This is a genomic window from Actinacidiphila sp. bgisy160, from assembly GCF_057707815.1.
This window is the reverse complement of the sequence record NZ_JBYIQW010000003.1, coordinates 104,934-124,217: the sequence shown is the minus strand read 5'-3', so window position 1 is coordinate 124,217 and position 19,284 is coordinate 104,934. Positions and strand designations below refer to the sequence as shown.

At 73.7% G+C, this 19,284-nt stretch carries 19 protein-coding genes and 2 tRNA genes; 12 read left to right on the top strand and 9 right to left on the bottom strand.

The window, feature by feature from the left end; translation table 11 throughout:
• Window positions 1-50 precede the first annotated feature (50 nt).
• Together AC3EUJ_RS05045 and AC3EUJ_RS05040 are read left to right on the top strand one after the other, a co-directional pair.
• Window positions 51-1,943, top strand: a complete 1,893-nt coding sequence (locus tag AC3EUJ_RS05045; protein WP_431959830.1) for a putative bifunctional diguanylate cyclase/phosphodiesterase — start codon at window positions 51-53, stop codon at window positions 1,941-1,943.
• Window positions 1,944-2,010: 67 nt separating this feature from the next.
• Window positions 2,011-3,105 (top strand): LLM class flavin-dependent oxidoreductase, encoded by a 1,095-nt coding sequence (locus tag AC3EUJ_RS05040; RefSeq protein WP_431959708.1) that lies wholly within the window; start codon window positions 2,011-2,013, stop codon window positions 3,103-3,105.
• Window positions 3,106-3,156: 51 nt separating this feature from the next.
• Here AC3EUJ_RS05040 and AC3EUJ_RS05035 read toward each other — a convergent pair whose 3' ends face one another.
• Window positions 3,157-4,641 (bottom strand): NAD-dependent succinate-semialdehyde dehydrogenase, encoded by a 1,485-nt coding sequence (locus tag AC3EUJ_RS05035; protein ID WP_431959707.1) that lies wholly within the window; start codon window positions 4,639-4,641, stop codon window positions 3,157-3,159.
• 622 nt (window positions 4,642-5,263) lie between these two features.
• Between AC3EUJ_RS05035 and AC3EUJ_RS05030 the strand changes: the two genes are divergently transcribed.
• Window positions 5,264-6,019, top strand: a complete 756-nt coding sequence (locus AC3EUJ_RS05030) for an IclR family transcriptional regulator (RefSeq protein WP_431959705.1) — start codon at window positions 5,264-5,266, stop codon at window positions 6,017-6,019.
• A gap of 74 nt (window positions 6,020-6,093) precedes the next feature.
• Here AC3EUJ_RS05030 and AC3EUJ_RS05025 read toward each other — a convergent pair.
• From AC3EUJ_RS05025 to AC3EUJ_RS05005, 5 genes are all read right to left on the bottom strand, one after another.
• Window positions 6,094-6,166, bottom strand: a tRNA-Lys gene (locus AC3EUJ_RS05025).
• A gap of 70 nt (window positions 6,167-6,236) precedes the next feature.
• Window positions 6,237-6,530 carry a hypothetical protein gene (locus AC3EUJ_RS05020; RefSeq protein ID WP_431959704.1) on the bottom strand — a complete coding sequence of 98 codons (294 nt, stop codon included), beginning with the start codon at window positions 6,528-6,530 and terminating at the stop codon, window positions 6,237-6,239.
• Between the two features lie 270 nt (window positions 6,531-6,800).
• Window positions 6,801-6,947 carry a hypothetical protein gene (locus AC3EUJ_RS05015; RefSeq protein WP_431959703.1) on the bottom strand — a complete coding sequence of 49 codons (147 nt, stop codon included), beginning with the start codon at window positions 6,945-6,947 and terminating at the stop codon, window positions 6,801-6,803.
• A 293-nt stretch (window positions 6,948-7,240) separates the two neighbouring features.
• On the bottom strand, window positions 7,241-7,612 hold the full coding sequence (locus AC3EUJ_RS05010; protein WP_431959702.1) for a hypothetical protein: 372 nt from the start codon (window positions 7,610-7,612) through the stop codon (window positions 7,241-7,243).
• A 159-nt stretch (window positions 7,613-7,771) separates the two neighbouring features.
• Window positions 7,772-8,071 carry a hypothetical protein gene (locus AC3EUJ_RS05005; RefSeq protein ID WP_431959701.1) on the bottom strand — a complete coding sequence of 100 codons (300 nt, stop codon included), beginning with the start codon at window positions 8,069-8,071 and terminating at the stop codon, window positions 7,772-7,774.
• On the opposite strand from AC3EUJ_RS05005, the gene AC3EUJ_RS05000 reads away from it, so the two are divergent.
• From AC3EUJ_RS05000 to AC3EUJ_RS04980, 5 genes are all read left to right on the top strand, one after another.
• Window positions 7,983-8,306, top strand: a complete 324-nt coding sequence (locus tag AC3EUJ_RS05000; protein WP_431959829.1) for a LuxR C-terminal-related transcriptional regulator — start codon at window positions 7,983-7,985, stop codon at window positions 8,304-8,306. The genes AC3EUJ_RS05005 and AC3EUJ_RS05000 overlap by 89 nt on opposite strands.
• Window positions 8,269-8,341, top strand: a tRNA-Lys gene (locus AC3EUJ_RS04995). The genes AC3EUJ_RS05000 and AC3EUJ_RS04995 overlap by 38 nt, the downstream gene beginning before the upstream one ends.
• Before the next feature lie 135 nt (window positions 8,342-8,476).
• Window positions 8,477-10,591, top strand: coding sequence for a SpoIIE family protein phosphatase (locus AC3EUJ_RS04990; protein WP_431959700.1), 2,115 nt, complete (start codon window positions 8,477-8,479; stop codon window positions 10,589-10,591).
• 494 nt (window positions 10,592-11,085) lie between these two features.
• Complete coding sequence (locus tag AC3EUJ_RS04985) at window positions 11,086-11,865, top strand: GAF and ANTAR domain-containing protein (RefSeq protein WP_431959699.1); 780 nt, start codon at window positions 11,086-11,088, stop codon at window positions 11,863-11,865.
• Between the two features lie 168 nt (window positions 11,866-12,033).
• Complete coding sequence (locus AC3EUJ_RS04980) at window positions 12,034-12,387, top strand: STAS domain-containing protein (protein ID WP_431959697.1); 354 nt, start codon at window positions 12,034-12,036, stop codon at window positions 12,385-12,387.
• Between the two features lie 406 nt (window positions 12,388-12,793).
• On the opposite strand, the gene AC3EUJ_RS04975 is transcribed toward AC3EUJ_RS04980, so the two are convergent.
• Window positions 12,794-13,864 (bottom strand): Gfo/Idh/MocA family oxidoreductase, encoded by a 1,071-nt coding sequence (locus tag AC3EUJ_RS04975; protein ID WP_431959696.1) that lies wholly within the window; start codon window positions 13,862-13,864, stop codon window positions 12,794-12,796.
• Window positions 13,865-13,912: 48 nt separating this feature from the next.
• Here AC3EUJ_RS04975 and AC3EUJ_RS04970 point away from each other — a divergent pair, with 48 nt between their 5' ends.
• Both AC3EUJ_RS04970 and AC3EUJ_RS04965 read left to right on the top strand, forming a co-directional pair.
• The gene (locus AC3EUJ_RS04970; protein ID WP_431959695.1) at window positions 13,913-15,076 is read left to right on the top strand and encodes an ROK family transcriptional regulator; all 1,164 of its coding nucleotides are present in this window, start codon (window positions 13,913-13,915) and stop codon (window positions 15,074-15,076) included.
• A gap of 56 nt (window positions 15,077-15,132) precedes the next feature.
• Complete coding sequence (locus tag AC3EUJ_RS04965) at window positions 15,133-16,029, top strand: hypothetical protein (protein WP_431959693.1); 897 nt, start codon at window positions 15,133-15,135, stop codon at window positions 16,027-16,029.
• Between the two features lie 165 nt (window positions 16,030-16,194).
• Here the strand turns inward: AC3EUJ_RS04965 and AC3EUJ_RS04960 are convergent, their stop codons facing one another.
• A complete protein-coding gene (locus AC3EUJ_RS04960; RefSeq protein WP_431959692.1) occupies window positions 16,195-16,974 on the bottom strand; it encodes an HAD-IIA family hydrolase in 780 nt (259 codons plus the stop codon).
• A 193-nt stretch (window positions 16,975-17,167) separates the two neighbouring features.
• On the opposite strand from AC3EUJ_RS04960, the gene AC3EUJ_RS04955 reads away from it, so the two are divergent.
• The gene (locus AC3EUJ_RS04955) at window positions 17,168-18,082 is read left to right on the top strand and encodes a hypothetical protein (protein ID WP_431959691.1); all 915 of its coding nucleotides are present in this window, start codon (window positions 17,168-17,170) and stop codon (window positions 18,080-18,082) included.
• 4 nt (window positions 18,083-18,086) lie between these two features.
• A complete protein-coding gene (locus tag AC3EUJ_RS04950; protein WP_431959690.1) occupies window positions 18,087-18,728 on the top strand; it encodes a class F sortase in 642 nt (213 codons plus the stop codon).
• A 22-nt stretch (window positions 18,729-18,750) separates the two neighbouring features.
• On the opposite strand, the gene bcp is transcribed toward AC3EUJ_RS04950, so the two are convergent.
• Window positions 18,751-19,218 carry a thioredoxin-dependent thiol peroxidase gene (bcp, locus tag AC3EUJ_RS04945; RefSeq protein ID WP_431959689.1) on the bottom strand — a complete coding sequence of 156 codons (468 nt, stop codon included), beginning with the start codon at window positions 19,216-19,218 and terminating at the stop codon, window positions 18,751-18,753.
• Between the last annotated feature and the right edge of the window lie 66 nt (window positions 19,219-19,284).

Here is a 19,284-nt window from a genome sequence, read left to right as displayed (position 1 = left end):
TCCAGCATGAACGCCGCCTCTTGGCGGTCATTCGATTCCTCCACGACCACATGTGCGAGACGACAGCTATGCGGGAGCCAGCGGTGGGCGCACCCTCGGGAGGCCCGGACCTCGAACCCGAGGCGACGGCCACGACGGTCACTCAACGTCACGTCTCGGCCCCGGAACGGACAGCCTCGGAGGTACGCGACTACCGCGCCGCCTTCAACGTGGCCCGGCTGCCGATGGCACTGGTCGACTCCGACGGCCGGGTGCGCGAGGCCAATCCGGCACTCGGCGCGCTGCTCGGCGCGGACCCGTTGCTGCTCACCACCCGCCCCGCGGCGGAGCTGGTCGGCCTCGCCGGCGCCGGCGGCGAGGTGCCCCCGCTCGCGGAGAGCCCGGAGTACGCCGAGTACGAGGACGTGCTGACCGGAAGGCGCGGCGAGTTGCGCCGTACCAGAACCGTGCGCGGGCCGGACGGGCGCACGGTCTGGGCCGAGGTCGTCGTGGTGCCCGTCCCCGGCGGCGTCCTGATGTCGGTGGAGGACCTGGGCGAGACCCGCGAACTGCGCGAGCAGCTACGCCACTTGCGGATGCATGACCCGGTCACCCGGCTCCCCAACCGGCAGTTGTTCTTCGAGCGGCTCGCCACCGCGCTGGAGGGCGCCGACAGCCGCACCGGCCGGATCGGCCTGTGCTACCTCGACCTCGACGGCTTCAAGGCCATCAACGACACCCTCGGCCACCGGGTCGGCGACCGGCTGCTCAAGGCCGTAGCCGGCCGGCTGTCGGACTGCGCGGCCCGCCTCGGGCGGAGCGGGACGCTCGTCGCCCGGCTGGGCGGCGACGAGTTCGCCGTCCTCGTCGAGGACTCCACCGGCACCGGGCAGGCCACCGGGCTCGCCGAATCCGTACTCACCGCGCTGCAGCTGCCGTTCGACCTCGCCGGGCAGCGCCTGGCGGTCTCGGCCAGCATCGGTGTCGTCGAGCGGGAGGCCGCCGGGGCCACCGCCACGGGCATCATGCAGGCCGCCGACACCACGTTGTACTGGGCCAAGGCCGACGGCAAGGCCCGCTGGACGCTCTTCGACCCCGAGCGCAACGCCCACCGGATGACCAAGCAGGCGCTGTCCAGCACCCTGCGGCAGGCCGTGGAGCGCGGGGAGTTCGCGCTGGAGTACCAGCCCCTGGTGGAACTCGGCAGCGGCTGCCTGCGCGGGGTGGAGGCCCTGGTGCGCTGGCGGCACCCGCACTTCGGGCTGCTCGGGCCGAACCGGTTCATCCCGCTGGCGGAGGAGAACGGCTCCATCGTCCAGCTCGGCCGCTGGGTGCTCGCCGAGTCGTGCCGCCAGGCCCGGCAGTGGCAGAAGGACTGGCCCGACGACCCGATCTTCGTCAGCGTCAACGTCGCCGTGCGCCAGGTCTGGGACTCCGACCTGGTCGCCGACGTCGCGGAGATCCTCGACGACACCGGGCTGCCCGCCGGGCTGCTGCAGCTGGAGCTCACCGAGTCGGCGGTGATGGGCTCGGCAGGCCGGCCCCTGCAGGCACTGCACGCCCTGCAGGAGATGGGCGTGCGCATCGCCATCGACGACTTCGGCACCGGCTACTCCAACCTCGCCTACCTCAGCCGGCTGCCCGTCTCCGCGCTCAAGCTCGACGGCAGCTTCGTACGCGGCTTCCGCGACAGCCTGCACCCAAATCCGGCCGACGAGACGATCGTCGAGGCACTGGTGCAGCTCGCCCACCGGCTCGGGCTGACCGTCACCGCCGAGTGCGTGGAGAACGCCGAGCAGGCGGAGCGGCTGCGCCGGATCGGCTGCGACACCGGTCAGGGGTGGCTGTACTCGCGGCCCGTGCCGGCCGAGGGGATCGCGGCGCTGCGCGGCTACGGGCCGGCCGACGGGCCCGGCCTCGGCGCAGGCCCCGGCGCAGGACCCGGCACCGGACCCGGGGAATAGCCGGAGCCGCACGCCGGTTGCCCGTTGCCGTAGGCAAGGCACCGGCCGCAGGAGGCGACGCAGGCACGTGGACACGAACGACCCGGTACGAGGCACCGCCCTCGGCAGCGCACCCGTCCCGCTCTCCGTCCTCGACCTGGCGGGCGTCGGCAGCGGACTGACCGCGCGCGACGCCCTGGCCGCCGGTGTCGCGCTGGCCCGGCTCGCCGAGGCCCGCGGCTACCACCGCTACTGGGTCGCCGAGCACCACTCGATGCCCGGGGTCGCGTCCTCCTCGCCGGCCGTGATCCTCGCCCACCTCGCCGCCCACACCGAGCGCATACGCCTCGGCTCCGGCGGCGTCATGCTGCCCAACCACGCGCCGCTGGTCATCGCCGAGCAGTTCGGCACCCTGGAGGCCCTGGCACCGGGCCGGATCGACCTCGGACTCGGCCGCGCCCCGGGCACGGACGGCGCCACCGCCGCCGCGCTGCGCCGCACCGACCGGCTGAACGAGGGCACCGACGAGTTCCCGCAGGCGCTGACCGAGCTCATCCGCTTCCTGGACGACGACTTCCCCGACGGCCACCCCTACGCACGCATCCACGCCATCCCCGGTCCCGTGCAGGGCACCGTTCCGGGCGGCGTGCAGTCCCCCGCGCGGCCGCCGATCTGGCTGCTCGGCTCCAGCACCTTCAGCGCCCGGCTGGCCGCGGCCCTGGGGCTGCCCTTCGCCTTCGCGCACCACTTCTCCGCGGCGAACACCGAACCCGCGCTGGAGATGTACCGCAGGTCCTTCCGGCCCTCGGAGGTGCTGGACGAGCCCTACGCGCTGATCGGCGTGGCGGCACTGGCGGCGGAGGAGGAGAAGGACGCCCACCGGCAGGTGCTCAGCGGCGCCCTGGCCATGCTGCGCCTGCGCATGGGGCGCCCGGGCCTGGTCCCGTCCCCGGAGGAAGCGGAGGCGTACGACTTCAGCCCGGCCGAGCGGGACTTCGTCGGCGCCTGGCTCGGCAACGTGGTGTACGGCACACCGGACGCGGTCCGGGACGGCCTGGACGCGCTGGTGCGCCGCACGGGGGCGCAGGAGCTGATGCTCACGGCCAACGCCCACACCCCCTCCGCACGGCTGCGCTCCTACGAGCTGGTCGCCGACGCGTACGGCCTGCCGGGCGGCGCCTGACCGGTGGCGTGGGCCCCGCCCACGCCCCGCCCGGTCCGCTCGGGCCGGACCCTAGACGTCCACGGCCACGTACTTGATCTCCAGGTACTCGTCGATCCCCACGGCGCCGCCCTCGCGGCCGGTCCCGGACTGCTTGACCCCGCCGAAGGGCGCCGCGGGGGTGGAGACGACGCCCTTGTTCAGACCGAGCATGCCCGTCTCCAGCTCCTCGGCGTAGCGGATCCCGCGCCGCAGGCTCTCCGTGAAGACGTAGCCGACCAGTCCGAACACGGTGTCGTTGGCCAGCCGGATCGCCTCCTCGTCGTCCTCGAAGGTGACGACCGGCGCGACGGGGCCGAAGATCTCCTCCCGGAGCATCGCCGCATCCGGCGGCACGTCGGCCAGTACGGTCGGCGGGTAGAAGTACCCGGGGCGGTCGGCGAGCGGGGCACCGCCGGTGACCGCGCGGGCCCCGGCCGAGACGGCGTCCCGCACCAGGCCATCCACTTTGTCCAGGCCGGCGCCGTCGATGAGCGGCCCGACCTGGGTGCCGGGCTCGGTGCCGCGGCCGACCACCATCGAGCCCAGCTTCTCGGCGAGGCGCCCGGTGAAGGCCTCGGCCAGGTCGCGGTGGACGTAGATCCGGTTGGCCGCCGTGCAGGCCTCGCCGATGTTGCGCATCTTGGCGATGGCCGCGCCCTCCACGGCCTTCTCCAGGTCCGCGTCACGGCAGACGATGAGGGGGGCGTTGCCGCCCAGCTCCATGGAGGTCCGCAGCACCTGCCGCGCGCTGAGCTCGATGAGCTTCCGCCCGACGCCCGTGGAGCCGGTGAAGGAGAGCTTGCGCAGGCGCGGGTCCTCCGTCAGGGGGCCGCTGATCTCCGCGGGCCTTGAGCTGGTGAGGACGTTCAGCACGCCGTCCGGCAGCCCGGCCTGCCCGAGGATCTCGGCGAGGGCGAGCATGGACAGCGGCGTCTGGTGGGCCGGCTTGACGATCATGGTGCAGCCCGCGGCGACGGCGGGGCCGATCTTGCGGGTGCCCATCGCCATGGGGAAGTTCCACGGGGTGATCAGCAGCGCCGGGCCCACGGGCTGGCGCATCACCCAGATCCGGCCGTAGCCGTCGGGCGCGGTGCGCCAGCCGCCCTCGATCCGCACCGCCTCCTCGGAGAACCAGCGGAAGAACTCGGCGGCATAGAGGATCTCGCCGCGGGACTCGGCGACCGGCTTGCCCATCTCCAGGGTCATCAGCAGGGCGAGTTCCTCCTGCCGCTCCACGATGAGCTCGTAGGCCCGGCGCAGGATCTCCCCGCGGTCACGCGGCGGCGTGGCCGCCCATCCCTCCTGCGCGTCGGCCGCGGCGTCCATCGCCACCTTGGCGTCCTCGGCCCCGGCGTCCGGCACGGCGCACAGCGGTCGCGCGGTCGACGGGTCCTCCACCTCGTACTCGCGCCCGTCGCTCGCGGGCCGCCAGTGGCCGCCGACGAGCAGTGCCTTCGGCACCCGCTCCACGACCAGCTGCTCGCGCTTGCCGTTCCCTTCGGTGCTGTCGCTCATGGCAGCTCCCTGCCTCCCGCGGACGTTCCGGACATCGGGTACCCCACCAGATTCGCATGGATGCCCCCACTGCGCCGGGGAGGCGCGGCCCTGGCATGGTCACCGACTCGGCGTACCGGAACTGCGGCCCACGCTCACCGACTTCGGCGCGCTCATACCGGCCCTGACGGCCGTCGACGTGGTCGGCGCCGGGGGGCCGCTGACCTCGGTGAGGTCCCTGGCCGCAGTAGGACAGGGCGGACGCGCCGCTCGCCGGGCGGATCGACGCCCGCGCGCCGACCGGAACTCGCCGCGCCGGCCGGCCCGCACCGACGAGGGCGCCGCGACGGAGGTGCTGGTCCGCCGGAGCGGATCCTCGGTTCCCCGGAGCATGCCGGGACCCGGGAATTCCTCAATGCGTGCTCCGCGGAAAATTGGTCCGTGCCTTTGGCATATGCCAGAGTGGCCCGTTCCTGCGTATACGCCTGCCGCCCCCTACATAAAGCTCCAACGGGCTCTACGGGAAAGCACATTGAGGCTATCGTGGAATGCGGCCCAGCTGCCGGACACGCCTGCCGCGCCCGGCAGTCGTGACCAGCAGCTACAGCAAGGACGCAAACGGTCACACCTGTAGGGGGACACCGTGGCGCTTGAGCACCGACAGGTCGCGCCGGTCTACGCGGTCCAGCACGCGCTTCGCGTGCTCGAGACCGTGGACAAGCACAGGAACGGCGTCACCGCCGAGCAGCTCGCCCGCGAGATCGGGGTACCCATCGGTTACCTCGGTCAGCTCCTGGCCATGCTCAATCGCGAGCGCTATCTCAACGCCCTGCCCGGCGGCGGCTACGCGGTCGGTGAATCGCTGGTCCTGCTCGGCAGCGCCAGCCGCGACCTGGCGCTCGGCGAGAAGATCAAGAAGATCCTGGCGGCACTGCGCGACGAGGTCGGAGCAGCCGTCTACTTCAGCCGTTACGACGACGGAGAGGTCAAGATCATCGACTTCGCCGACGGCCCGGAAGCGCCCAAGGTCAACGAGTGGGTGGACTTCCGCTCCGCCGCCCACGCCAGCGCGGTCGGCAAGTGCCTGCTCACTCAGCTCGACCACAACGGGCGCCGCGACCACCTGTCCCGGCACAAGACGGTACGGCTCACCTCCAGGACCACGATCAGCGAGAAGGTGCTGCTGACCAAACTGGAGAGCCAGCCGGCCAGCGCCCCGACCCTGGACCTGCAGGAGTACGCGATCGGAACGGTCTGCGCCGCCATCCCGATCACCGTCGGGAAGACGGTCGGCTGTCTCGCCCTCTCCCTCCCCGTCACCCAGGCCCACCGCCTCAAGGGCGCGGCCGACACGCTCAACGAACGCGCGGCGCCGGTGCTGCTGTCGCTGGCCATCTGAGGCCGCCCGGCACGCGCCGTACACCGGAACACCACGAAGGGCGCCCCTCCCGGAGGAGGGGCGCCCTCATGCTGTGCGCCGCCAGGGACTCGAACCCCGAACCCGCTGATTAAGAGTCAGCTGCTCTGCCAGTTGAGCTAGCGGCGCGTTCAGGACAATCATACGGGGTCGGAGGGGGTGCTCGTGACCACCCCCTCCGACCGCGGAACCGGACCCGTCAGCCCAGGCCGAACGCCCGGACGATCTCCTGCCCGACCGTGCCGCCGCCGCTCTGCCGGATCTTCACGCCCCCGGTCGCGCCCTTCGGGCGGTCCACGGTGACGGCGTCCTGCGCGGTACCGGTGCGGTCGGTGAAGTGCACGACGTCACCGGCGACCAGGGTGATGTCGTGGTCGACGGCGCGCGGCACGGACGCCGCCCCGTCCTGGGCAGGGGCTGCCGCGGCGGTCGTGGCGGGCAGCAGAAGGGTGCCACCGACCAGCGCGCACGCGGTGGCGGTCGCGGTCAGCACGGCATGGCGGGCACCCCGAACAGGTCGTGCGCTCTGGGCACTTGGAGGGTGGGCGAATGCCATGCACAGGAGGTCCACCGGCGCGGAAACCGCTTGCGCACCGCTTCCGTGCGGCGTGAAACCGCCGTGGCGGATACCCGCCGCCCCCCGCGCGTGGGCATGCTGAGGGGCCCGGCAAGAGGGGGGAGGTATGCCGGGCCCATCAGCGTGGGGGGAGGGGGTGTGGCTATATGGGGGGTGTTGTTGTCTTCGGGGGTCTGCCCGCCGGATTTACCAGGTGAGGTCGTTGGCGACCGCCCAGGTGAGGTCACCGGGCATGGGCTGTGCGGAAGCTGTAGCCGCTCCGATCAGCCCCAAGGAGATGGCGGCGACGACACCCACTACGGCACGAATGACGTTGCGGCGAATCGATGACATGGCAGGCCTGTCCAGGAGGTGTGAGCTGGGGTTTTACGGGACCGAGGGCGCTACTCCGGTCTGGAGGAACCGTACGGCTGACTGAATTCTGTCGGATCACAAGCCGCTGGTCTGTAGTTTTCGCGTTCCGGATTCGGACATGGCCCTATGCGGACACATGGGACCGGATGGGCCCCGAAGGGTCCATACACGAGCCCCGCCCCTTAACCTGATCGAAGCCGGGGGTGACGTGAAGCATTGGGGGTGCGTGCAGTGACCGACGACGACCTTCTGCGCGCCCGGGCGCAGGAACTCTACGCCCTGGCGCTGGCCGACGCCGACTGGACACCGGAAAGCGTCTGTTCGCTCACCGGCTGGTCCCGCGCCGAACTCGACGACGCCCTGCACACGCTCGCGTCCTTCGGCCTCACGACCAGGTTCCCCTCCTCCCGCAGCGGCTGGTCGGTGCACTCCCCCGCGACGGCGATGGCGCAGCTGGTCGAGGGCAGCCGGCGCCGTACCGAGGAACTGGTCAGGACGATCACGGACGCGCACGCCGCGCTCAGCCAAGTGGCCGGTGAATTCCAGCCGGTGCACATGCGGCACCTGGCCGAGGCCCGGATCGAAGTCGCCGCCCAGCCCGCGCAGATCGCCGCGATCCTCGACGAGGGGGCCAGCACCGCCACGACCGAGATCCTCTCGATGCACCCCACCGTGCCGGGGGAGATTCCCCTGTTCAAAGCCGACGACCGCAATCGCGAACTGTTCAACCGCGGGGTCCGGCAGCGATCGATCTACCTCGCCACCGCGGCGGCCGTGCCGAACGTCCGCGCCCACCTGCGGACCTACGCCAACGACGGCGGCGAAGTGCGGACGGCGGCGACGCTGCCCATGAAGCTGATCATCGTGGACCACACGCTCGCCGTCGTGCCGGCCCTGGGCCTGGACGACCGGGCCGGCGAGGGGGCCGAGGGCTCCGCCATGGTCCTGCGCAGCCCCGCCATGGTGGCCGTGCTGCGGCAGATGTTCGAGCACTGCTGGGCCGCGGCCTCCGACCTGTTCACCGACGACGTCGGCGCCGCGCCCGCCGCGCGGCACCGGGAGGTCGTCCGGCTGCTCGCGTCGGGGCTGACGGACGAGGCCATCGGCCGCAAGCTGGGCCTGTCCGACCGGACGGTGCGGCGGATAGTGGCCGAGCTGATGCAGCAGATAGGGGCCGACAGCCGCTTCCAGGCCGGGGTGAGAATGGTCCGCCTCGGCTGGCTGGACGACGATCCGGCACTCCTGGAGGACGCGGTCGGAAGCACCCCCGCTGGTCAGGTAGGATCCTCTCTGTCGGTGAGCGCCGCTAGCTCAACTGGCAGAGCAGCTGACTCTTAATCAGCGGGTTCGGGGTTCGAGTCCCTGGCGGCGCACAGCGAGAGGGCGTCCTTCCTGCGGGAAGGGCGCCCTCGCTCATTTGTGTGGGAAGGGCGGCGCCCCCGGTGACTCGGTGCGAAAATATCCCCTAGCGATGATGTGAGAGCTCTGCGAGGGCTCACGAGGAGGCCATGCGCGCGCACGATCCGCCGCCGCCCGGCACGGGCAGGGAGGCCCGGCCGAGTCCAGGGGCCGCCCCGCCCGGGGGGCTGCTCGACCTCCTGCAGGTCGCGGCGATGGTGCTGGACCGCACCGGCCACATCGTGCTGTGGAGCCCGGAGGCCGAGCGTCTGTTCGGTTACTCGGCGGCCGAGGCCCTCGGCCAGAACGCCGGGCTGCTGCTGGTGGCGCCGGAGAAGCTGGAGCTGGTCACCGAGCTGTTCAAGCAGGTCATGGCGGGTGCGATCTGGCAGGGCGTGTTCCCGATCGTGCACGCCGACGGCACGACCCGGGACGTCGAGTTCCGCAACATGCGCATGCACGACGTGGACGGCGGCCTCTACGCGCTGGGCCTGGGCGCCGACCTGTCCACGGTGCGGCGCGTGGAGACGGACATGGCGCTGTCCAGCAGCCTCGTCGACCAGTCCCCCATCGGGCTGGCCGTCTTCGACACCGACCTGCGGATCGTGCGCGTCAACCGGGCCATGGAGGAGCTGCACGGCCTGCCCGCGGCCGCCATGATCGGGCGCCGGGTGCGCGAGATCTCGCGGGGCTCGGAGTTCCGGGCGATCGAGGCCCGGATGCGGCAGGTGCTGGAGACCGGGGAGCCGCTGCTGGACATGGAGACGGTGGTCAGTACCTACGCCGACCAGGAGCACGACCACACCTGGTCGATCTCGTACTACCGGATCCAGGACCCCACCGGGCGGGTGCTGGGCCTGGCCGCCTCGATCGCGGACTTCACCGAGCGCCACCAGGCCGCCGAGGAGATCGCCGAGGCCCGCGGCCGGCTCGCGGTGATCGCCGAGGCCGGCACCCGGATCGGCACCACGCTGGACCTGCAGCAGACCGCGCGGGAGCTGGCCTCGGTGGTGGTGCCGACGCTGGCCGACATCGCCACCGTCGACGTCCTGGACGAGGTGCTGCGCGGCGGCCCGGTGCCCAAGGTGCGCGCCCAGCAGTCGGCCGAGTTCCGGGCGCTGGCCGTCGCCGCCGCCGAGTCCGGCGAGGCGATCGGCGCCGTCTTCCCGGTCGGGGAGCTGGCCCGGTACGCCGGCGACCGGCTGATCACCAAGACCGTGCGGGAGGGCCAGCCGGTGGTCGTGCACCGGGTGAGCAGCCGCATGCTGCGCCGCATAGCCCGCGACGAACGAGCCGCCGCCCAGCTGAAACGGGCGGGGGCGCATTCCTACCTCGCCGCGCCGCTCATCGCCCGCGGCGAGGTGCTGGGGGCGGTCGGGATGTTCCGCACCCGCAACCAGAAGCCCTTCGACGACGAGGACCGGACCCTGGCGGTGGAGCTGGCCGCCCGGGCCGCCATCTCCATCGACAACGCGCGGCTGTACGCCGGCGAGCGCAACGCCGCGCTCACCCTCCAGCGCAGCCTGCTGCCGCACGAGCCGCCGCGTGTGGACGGGATGGAGATCTCCGCCCGCTACATCCCCGCCGTCCGGGAGGTCGGCGGGGACTGGTACGACGTCCTGCAGCTGCGGGACGGCAAGGTCGGGCTGATCGTCGGGGACGTGATGGGCAAGGGCCTGCACGCGGCCGCCATCATGGGCCAGCTGCGCACGGCGACCCGGGCCTTCGCCCGGCTCGACCTGCCGCCGCACGAGGTGCTGGCGCACCTGGACAGCATCACCGGCAGCGCAGAGGGCGACTTCATCGCCACCTGCGTCTACGCCGTCTGCGACCCCGCCACGGGCCGCTGCCAGTTCTCCACCGCCGGGCACCTGCCGCCGGTGCTGGTGCCGCCCGGCGGCCGCGCCGAGCTGATCGACCTGCCCAGCGCGGTACCGCTGGGCGTCGGCGGGATCCGCTTCCGCACGGTGGAGCGGAAGCTCGCCGAGGGCACCTTGCTGGCGCTGTTCACCGACGGGCTGGTCGAGGACCGCCGGCAGGCGATCGACGTGGGGCTGCGCACGCTGATGCGCGTCCTCAAGCTCAAGAGCCGCCACCGCACGCTGGAGGACACCTGCGACGTCGTCCTGAGCGCCGGGCTCCAGTCACCCGACGACGATGTCGCCTTGCTGCTCGCCCGGATGGGGGCGCCCGCGGCCGACGACGAGGTGGCGGGCGAACCCTGAGCCGTCGGCGACCGCGGGCGCAGCCGTGCACTCGGGGGCCGAGGCCGCCCAGCGGGCGCTGCTGCCCCACGGGGGCCCGGGGTCGGCGGGCTGCGGGTGGCCGTGCGCTGCATGTCGGCGGCCGACTCCGACGCGGTCCTGCTGCTGATGGCCCGTCCACCATCGGACCAAATCGCTCACATGGCCGGTTAACAACTCGTTTCACGCCTTGCGATCAAGACGGGCATCCGGGGAACGGACCCATGCGCCCTTACCGGTGAGCCAACGGGTCCGGTTTCGGCGGCTCTTTCGTACCCAGGGGACGGCCCCCAGGGGCGAGGGGGTGGATCCAGGCGTTACCTCACGGTGGTCCGGTCGTTGACGAGTCGTAGCCGGCCTCACGCGAGCTGGAGGCCACAGAACGCCCACGCATGCCTCGGGGCAGGGGGCCGCAGCGCCCGGGGCACCGATATCGCCGCGAGAGCGGCGCGACATGCTTCGGGGGGAGCATCCACATGCCGCCGACACCGGGCGCCCCGCAGTACAGGACCGACCCACAGGCCGGAAGGACGCACAGTGCGCGGGAGCTGCGGCTCGCCGAGGTCTTCGTGGAACTTGCCGACACCCTGGACGGCGACTTCGACCTGGTTGTCTTCCTGGAGCGGGTGGCCGACCGCTGCGTGGAACTGCTGGACGTGACGGCGGCCGGGCTGCTGCTGGACGACGGGCGCGGCCGGCTGAGGACCGCGGCCGGCCGCGGGGGCGCGGGCGAGCTCCTCGGGCGGCAGCCGGAGGAGGGGCCATGCCTGGACTGCTACCGGGGTTCGGACGTGGTCACCGCCCCGGACCTGGCACGCTGCGACGACCGCTGGCCGAGTTTCGCCCCGCTCGCCCTCGAACGGGGCTTCCGCGCGACGTACGCCGTGCCGCTGCGGCGCCGGGCGGAGGTGATCGGCGCGTTGAACCTGTTCCGCGGGGTGCCCGGGGATCCCCCGGGCGGGGACGTGGCGCTGGCGCGGGCGTTCGCGGACGCCGCCGCCGTCGGGATACTCCAGGAACGGGCCCGGCAGCGACGGGAGGTGCTGGCCGCCCAGTTGCAGGCGGCGCTGGACAGCCGGGTCGTCCTGGAGCAGGCAAAGGGCGTGCTGGCGGAGCGCTGGGGTGTCGGTGTCGACGAGGCGTTCACGGCGCTGCGTCGGTACGCGCGCACCCACCGGGTGCGGCTGGCGGAACTGGCGCAAGGCGTCGTGACGGGCACGGTGGACTCCGGCGCGCTGCGGGAGGCCGGCGGCTGACAGAGCGGCGGGGACGTCACCTCGTCCTCCTCGGCTTCCTCCTCGGCCGGGCGGGTGACGGCGCGTCGGGCATAGGCTGGGCCCCACCACCCCGGACCCCGGTGGCGTCCCGTCCTGTTCCCCGTCCGCGTGCCGCACTCGCCAGGTTCCCGTTCCCGGAGACGTCCCATGTCCGACGACGCCACAGACGCCATGCCCCGGATCCACCGGCGCACCAACGGGTCCAGCACCCTGGTGACGCTCGGCGGCGCGGTGGACGCGCTCACCGCTCCGGGGGTGTCCGCCGCGCTCGACGCGCTGACCGGGGCCGACCGCCCGGACATCGTGGTGGACCTGCGACCGGTGGAGTTCATCGACTGCAGTGGCCTGTCGGCGCTGGTGCGCGCCCGGCGCCGCGCCGAGGAGCACGCGGGGCGGGTACGGCTGGTGTGCCGGGACGAGTTCACGCTGCGCACGCTGCGGGCGACCCGGCTGACCCGGTGCTTCACCATCCTGCCGGACTGGCCGGAGCAGGCGGACTGACGCGCGCCGACGCGCGCGCCCCGACACGCCCTGGCCTGGCCGCGTTCGGGTGTTCCAGCCTGGCAGGGCGGCCCAGGACCCCGGTCGCCGGAAGGACTTCCTCCATCTCCAGGACCTGGTCCGGCCATGGCCGAGCTCGCGACCTCGCCACGCTGTCCCTGTCCGCTCCGGGCGTTGACGGACCCCGGCCGCGGCCGGCAGCCCACCGCGGACGGCACGGCGCCGGTGCGCTTCCGTGCCCGGCCGCCCGGGCCGGGCGGCCGGGCCGGCCCACCGTCTCCCCCCTGACGCGCCGGACCACTCCCGCGGTCCCGGCGCCCGAGGGTGAGGAGCGCCCGGCCGGCGGCTCCGAGGAGGAGCGGACCGCGGGCCGGGCGCTGTACGCCTCGGCAGGCCCGGGGTGCGGTCAGGCCGTCGGCGTGAGCCGCACCGTCCGGCCCTCGCGGGCCGAGACGGCGGCCGCCTCCAGGACGGCGAGCGCGTCTGCGGCCTCGCGCGCGGTGACCGGCGGCGCGGTGCCGTCGCGCAGGGCGGCGGCGACGGCGGCGTAGTACGCGGGGTAGTCGCCCGGGAGGGTCGGCACGGGGCGTACGTCGTCGCCGGCGCCCAGGACGCCCCACCCGGTCTCCGGCTCGGTGCCCCACGCGGTGCCGGGCGCGGGGCGGGCGCCGTCGCGCAGCGCGGCCTCCTGCGGGTCCAGGCCGTGCTTGACGTATCCGGCGGCGCTGCCGAGCACCCGGAAACGGGGGCCGAGCTGCCCGGTGGTGGCACTCATCCACAGGTGGGAGCGGACACCCCCGGCGTGGGTGACGGCCACGAAGGCGTCGTCGTCCACCTGGGCACCGGGCCGGCGCGCGTCCAGCTCGCCGTACACGGAGACGGCGGGCCCGAAGAGGGTGAGGGCCTGGTCGACGAGGTGGCTGCCGAGGTCGTAGAGCAGGCCGCCGATCTCGGCGGGGTCTCCGGACTCGCGCCAGCCGCCCTTCAGGCTCGGCCGCCACCGCTCGAAGCGGGACTCGAAGCGCCCCACCTCGCCCAGTTCGCCGCGCTCCAGCAGCCCGCGCAGGGTGAGGAAGTCGTTGTCCCAGCGGCGGTTCTGGAAGACCGAGAGCAGCAGGCCGCGTTCGTCGGCGAGGTCCGCGAGGGCGTGCGCCCCGGCCGCGGTGCCGGCCACCGGCTTGTCGACGACGACCGCGAGCCCGGCCTCCAGGGCGGCGGTCGCGAACGGGACGTGGGTCTTGTTCGGCGAGGCCACGACGATCAGGTCGAGCTCGCCGGCGCGCTTCCACAGCTCGTCCGCGTGGTCGGCCAGGCGGACGTCCGGGTGCTCGGCGCGGGCCTGCGCCTGGCGCTCCGGGTTGCTGGTGACGACGGTGTCCAGGACGAGGCCGTCGGTGGTGGCGATCAGCGGGGCGTGGAAGACCGAGCCGGCCAGACCGTAGCCGACCAGTCCGACGCGAAGGGGTGCGGGAGCCATGGGACACACTTAAGCAACGCTGTTGCCAAAGCGCAAGCGAGCCTGACAATGGGAGATGTGAACAGGGGAATCTCCGGGGCCAACCTGCCCGCGCTGCGCAGCCACAACGCCGCCCTCGTCCTGGGTCTGCTGCGGACGGCGACGGTGGGCGGGGGCGCGGGCATCAGCCGTCTCGAACTGGCCGAGCGCACCGGGCTCACCCCTCAGGCCGTCAGCAAGATCACCGCGCGGCTGCGGGCCGACGGCCTGGTCGACGAGGCCGGCCGCGGCGCCCCCACCGGCGGCAAGCCCCGCACCCTGCTGCGGCTGGCGCGCCGCGCCCGGTACGCCGCCGGGGTGCACCTGGACCGCGACGAGCTGACCGTGGTGCTCGCCGACCTGGCGGGCGGCGTGGTGGACGCCAGGACGGTTCCCCTGGACCTGCGCCGCCCGGCCGGGGAGGTGCTGGAGGCCGTGGCGGGACTGGTCCGGGAGACCGTCGGCGCGACCCCCGGCGCGGACGGGGCGGTGCTCGGCGCAGGGCTCGCCTGCCCGGGCCCGCTCGACCACACCGCGGGGGTGCTGCACCGCGTAACGGGCCTGCCGGGATGGGACGGCTACCCGTTGCGCGAGGCGCTGGCCGGGCGCCTCGGGCTGCCGGTCGTGCTGGACAAGGACACCAACGCGGCGGCGCTCGCCGTGCTCCGGCCCGGCGGGGACGGCGACGGGGGCGCGGCCGCCGGCGCCGGACCGGCCGCGGACGCCGGGGACTCGTTCGGCTATCTGCACCTGGGGACCGGGCTCGGCGCGGGCCTCGTGCTCGGCGGCGCGCTGCACCGCGGCGCCCGTACCGGCGCCGGGGAGTTCGGCCACCAGGCGGTCGCCCTGGACGGCCCGGTGTGCGCCTGCGGCAACCGGGGCTGCCTGGAGGCGCTGTGCCTGGCCGCCGTCGGCCGCGGCGACACGGTGGGGGCCGCGCGGCTGCTCGGGGTCGGCGCCGCCAACCTGGTCTCCCTGCTGGACATCGACCGGGTCGTGCTCGGTGGCCGTACGGTGCTGGCGGAGCCCGCGCTGTTCGCGCGCGAGGTGGCCGCCGCCATGGACCCGCGCACCCTGCGCGCGGCCGGCCGCACGGTGCCCGTCACCGTCGCCCCTGCCGGGCGGCGCGTGGTCGCCGAGGGGGCCGCGCTGCTGGCGCTGGCGCCGCTCTTCGGCCAGACGGCGGTGCGCTAGCCGCCCGTACGGGTACGGGGACCGGCCGCCGCCGCGTCGCGCGGTGATATCAGCGGATGACCGTGAGAGCTTCGCTGTCCATGAGGTGGTGCAGCGCTCTGGCCGTCGCGGCCGCCGCGGTCGTGGCGGCGGCCCCCCAGGCGGCCGCGGAACCCTTCCCGGTCACCGCCCTGCTGCTGGGCGGCCCCCACACCTACGCGGCCGGGGCCGGCCCCCGGGAGTTCCGGGTGGAACTGGAGAACACCGCGCGCGCGCCGCTGCGTGACGTGCACCCGGTCCTCGTCTTCGTCGACCGGGCACGGAAGCTGGCGCCCGATCAGATCCGCCTGGAGTACCGGACCACGGCCCCGATCGCGGGAGCCGCGGGCACCCGGGACCGCTCGTGGCGGCCGGTGGCCGTCGAGCGCACGGACAACGACGAGAACATCGCCGTGGTGGGCGGCAAGAACGGGCCCGGAACCACGCTGCCCGCGCACCGCAAGGTGACGATCGCGCTGCGGCTGCGCTTCACCGCGCCCACGCCCGCCGGGCCGGTCACGGCGTCGGCCACGATCATGGAGCGCCGCGGCACGGACGGCGACTGGGTCGGGGAGTCCGTCGGCTACGACTTCGACATCGTCCCGCCCCGGAACGCCACGCCCCGGCCGCAGTCCCCGCGCCCCGGCCGGACCGGTGAGCACGGACGGCAGGAAGGCGGCGAGGGCGGGGACGGCGACGGCACCGGACCGGGGGCACGACCGGGCGGGTCCCCGGCACCGGACTCCTCCGCGGATGTTGGACCGGGCACAGACCCGGGCACGGTACCGGGCAAGGGCGACGAGGCCGCCCCGGGCACCGCACCCCGACTGGCCGCCACGGGCGACCGGCACCGGGCGCCCGCGCTGATGCTCACGGGCGCCGGGGTGCTGCTGGTCATGGGCGGTGCGGCCCTGCGGTTCAGCCGCCGAGGGTGAACCGGTGCGGGACCGCCGCCCCTGGGGATGCCTGAGGTCGCCGCGGTCACCGGCTCCCGCGGCCCGCGAGACGGGCGTCCGGTGAACGTCTCACGGCGCGGCGCCGCCGCACCGCCCGGGACCGTGAAAGGCCCCCGGCGTGTGGCGGCCGGGGGCGCACCGTCGTCAGACCAGGTCGACGAGGTCCGCGATGGAGTCCACGACGGTGGTCGGCCGGTACGGGAAGCGGTCGATGTCGCCCTTCTCGGTCAGGCCGGTCAGCACCAGGAAGGTCTGCATCCCGGCCTCCAGGCCCGCCAGCACGTCGGTGTCCATGCGGTCGCCGATCATGGCGGAGGTCTCCGAGTGCGCGCCGATGGTGTTGAGGCCGGTGCGCATCATCAGCGGGTTGGGCTTGCCGACGAAGTACGGGTCCTTCCCCGTCGCCTTCGTGATCAGGGCGGCCACCGAGCCGGTGGCCGGCAGCGCGCCCTCGGGCGAGGGCCCGGTGTTGTCGGGGTTGGTGGCGATGAACCGGGACCCCGCGTTGATCAGGCGTATGGCCTTTGTGAGGGCCTCGAAGGAGTAGGTCCGGGTCTCGCCCAGGATCACGAAATCGGGCTCGTGGTCGGTCAGCACGTAGCCCGCGTCGTGCAGGGCCGTGGTGAGGCCGGCCTCGCCGATGACGTACGCCGTCCCGCCCGGGTGCTGGTCGTCCAGGAAGCGGGCCGTGGCCAGCGCCGAGGTCCAGATGTTCTCCGCCGGCACGTCCAGGCCGATACGGCTGAGCCGCGCCGCCAGGTCGCGGGGGGTGTAGATCGAGTTGTTCGTCAGGACGAGGAACGGGCGGCCCGAGTCCCGCAGCCGCTTGATAAAGGCGTCCGCGCCGGGCACCGGGATGCCCTCGTGCATGAGGACGCCGTCCATGTCGGTGAGCCAGGATTCGATGGGCTTGCGCGCTGTCATGGCTGCGGACTCTAGTCCGGGCGGGTGAGCTGTGCACACGCGGGCGGGGTCCGCCCCTGGTTCCCCGGTCCGGGCGACCTCCCGACCCGTCCGGAGCACCACCGCATGCGAGGGCCCGCGAGGGAAGGGACCTTCGAAACACCGGGGCCGACCAATCCGATGACCTGAGCCCGGTTGAGTGGAGGTTGTGATCATGGGCTCTGTCATGGGAGCCGCCCGCGTTCCCCTGTGCGCCGCCGCCGCGGCCACGCTGATCGTGTTCTGCGGTCCCGCCGCCCTGGCCGACGACGGGTCGGACGAATCCAGCGGGACCACGTTCCATTTCGGCGGAGGCGGCGGAGGGGGTGACGGGGACGAGGACGGCGGTGGCAACAACCCCCTCCTGCAGTTCGGCTCGAAGGGCGACGACGACCGCCAGGACAACGGCCGGCAGAACGTCGACAGCGACGATGACGGCGAGGATGACAACGGGCGCGACAACGGCCGGCAGAACAACAACGACGACGACCACGAGGACTCCGGCCGTGACAACAGCGGCCGCGACAACTCCGGGCAGGACGACGACAACCGCCAGGACAGCGGCCCCGGCGACGGCCCTGACAACAGTCCGGACGACAACGGCGGCGGCGTCGGTGGCGTCGGCGGGGTCGGCGGCACCGGGGGCGTGGGTGGCGTGGGCAGCGGCCCGGTGAAGATCACCCCGGGCACGGCCGGCCCCGGCGGCGACGTGGACGTCCGCACCGACCAGTGCGACCGCGCCAAGACCGGCACCGTCAGCTCCTCGGCGTTCGTCACTCCGGTCACGCTCGCCCCGGCGAGCGACGGCGGGATGTACGCCTCCGCGGTGGTCCGCTCCGGGCTGACCCCGGGCTCCTACCGGGTCGCCGTCACCTGCGACGGCAAGTCCCAGGAGGGCACGCTGGAGGTCACCGAGGCCGTCCCCGGCTTCCCGTCCGCGCCGGTCCCCGCGGGCGGCGGCGCCATGGCGGCCCACCAGGCCGCCGCGGAGCAGCGGCCGGCGGGTGTGCCGGGCGTCGTGGCGGCCGGGGTGCTGGCCGTGGCAGGGGCGGCGGGGCTGGTCGTGCACCGCCGCCGCACCAGGGACTGACCCGGTGCAGGGACGTACCGTCGCGGCCCTCGCGGCCGCCGTGGTGCTCTGCGCGGCGTGGCTGAAGGGGTACATCCACCCGGGCCAGCCGGGCTCCGGACTGGGCGCCCCCGCGCCCGCCGCGACCGCGGGGGCCGCCGGGCGGCCCGCCCAGGTGTACGCGGCGCACACGCCGCTGCCCCCGGCGCGCCCGCTGCGGATCGACATCCCCTCGGCCGGCATCCACGCCAAGCTGGTGGAGCGCGGGCTCACCGCCGACGGCGCGGTGGACCCGCCGCCGTTCAGCACCCCGGACGTGGCGGGCTGGTACGGGCGCGGTCCCGCCCCCGGCGACGCGGGGGCGGCGCTGATCGTCGGGCACGTCGACACCCGCACCAAGGCGGCGGTGTTCTACGCCCTGAGCACGGTCGGGCAGGGCGACCTGGTGGAGGTCACCCGCTCCGACGGCTCGATCGCCGAGTTCGCCGTCGAGGGCGTGGAGATCGTCGACAAGACGGGCTTCCGCCCGGACCGGGTGTACGGCTCGGGGGTCCGCCCCGAGCTACGGCTGATCACCTGCGGCGGCACCTTCGACCACGCCACCCAGTCCTACTCGGCTAACGTCGTGGTGTACGCGGCGCTGACCGGCTCGCACACCCGGGCATGACCGGCACAGGCCCGACGGGGTGTCAGATTCCGAGGTCGCGGATGAGCTTGGCCACGTGGCCGGTGGCCTTGACGTTGTACCAGGCGTGCTCGACGTTGCCCTGCTCGTCGACGACGACGGTGGAGCGGATCACCCCCGTCACCACCTTGCCGTACAGCTTCTTCTCGCCGAAGGCGCCGTACGCGCTCAGCACCGACTTGTCGGGGTCGGCGAGCAGGGCGACCTTCAGGGACTCCTTCTCGCGGAACTTGGCCAGTTTCTCCGGCTTGTCGGGCGAGATCCCGATGACGTCGTAGCCGGCGCCCGCGAGCAGGTCGAGGTTGTCGGTGAAGTCGCAGGCCTGCTTGGTGCACCCGGGCGTGAGGGCGGCCGGGTAGAAGTACACGACGACCTTGCGGCCCGCGTGGCCGGCGAGGGAGACCTCGTTGCCGTCGGCGTCGGGAAGGGTGAAGGCGGGGGCGGTGTCGCCGGGCTGGAGGCGCTCGCTCATGGTGCAGTTCTCCGATTCGGGGTGCCGACGGGCATCGGCACGGACGGGCTGACAGACTGTCTGCAC

Coding starts and splice junctions, on each gene's coding strand:
- AC3EUJ_RS05035 (WP_431959707.1), bottom strand. CDS start 4,641: ATGAGCGACAGCACCGAAGGGAACGGCAAGCGCGAGCAGCTGGTCGTG.
- bcp (WP_431959689.1), bottom strand. CDS start 19,218: ATGAGCGAGCGCCTCCAGCCCGGCGACACCGCCCCCGCCTTCACCCTT.
- AC3EUJ_RS04970 (WP_431959695.1), top strand. CDS start 13,913: ATGGGAGATGTGAACAGGGGAATCTCCGGGGCCAACCTGCCCGCGCTG.
- AC3EUJ_RS04990 (WP_431959700.1), top strand. CDS start 8,477: ATGCGCGCGCACGATCCGCCGCCGCCCGGCACGGGCAGGGAGGCCCGG.
- AC3EUJ_RS05005 (WP_431959701.1), bottom strand. CDS start 8,071: ATGGCCTCGTCCGTCAGCCCCGACGCGAGCAGCCGGACGACCTCCCGG.
- AC3EUJ_RS05015 (WP_431959703.1), bottom strand. CDS start 6,947: ATGTCATCGATTCGCCGCAACGTCATTCGTGCCGTAGTGGGTGTCGTC.
- AC3EUJ_RS04955 (WP_431959691.1), top strand. CDS start 17,168: ATGGGCTCTGTCATGGGAGCCGCCCGCGTTCCCCTGTGCGCCGCCGCC.
- AC3EUJ_RS04985 (WP_431959699.1), top strand. CDS start 11,086: ATGCCGCCGACACCGGGCGCCCCGCAGTACAGGACCGACCCACAGGCC.
- AC3EUJ_RS04980 (WP_431959697.1), top strand. CDS start 12,034: ATGTCCGACGACGCCACAGACGCCATGCCCCGGATCCACCGGCGCACC.
- AC3EUJ_RS05045 (WP_431959830.1), top strand. CDS start 51: ATGTGCGAGACGACAGCTATGCGGGAGCCAGCGGTGGGCGCACCCTCG.
- AC3EUJ_RS04960 (WP_431959692.1), bottom strand. CDS start 16,974: ATGACAGCGCGCAAGCCCATCGAATCCTGGCTCACCGACATGGACGGC.
- AC3EUJ_RS04965 (WP_431959693.1), top strand. CDS start 15,133: ATGACCGTGAGAGCTTCGCTGTCCATGAGGTGGTGCAGCGCTCTGGCC.
- AC3EUJ_RS04975 (WP_431959696.1), bottom strand. CDS start 13,864: ATGGCTCCCGCACCCCTTCGCGTCGGACTGGTCGGCTACGGTCTGGCC.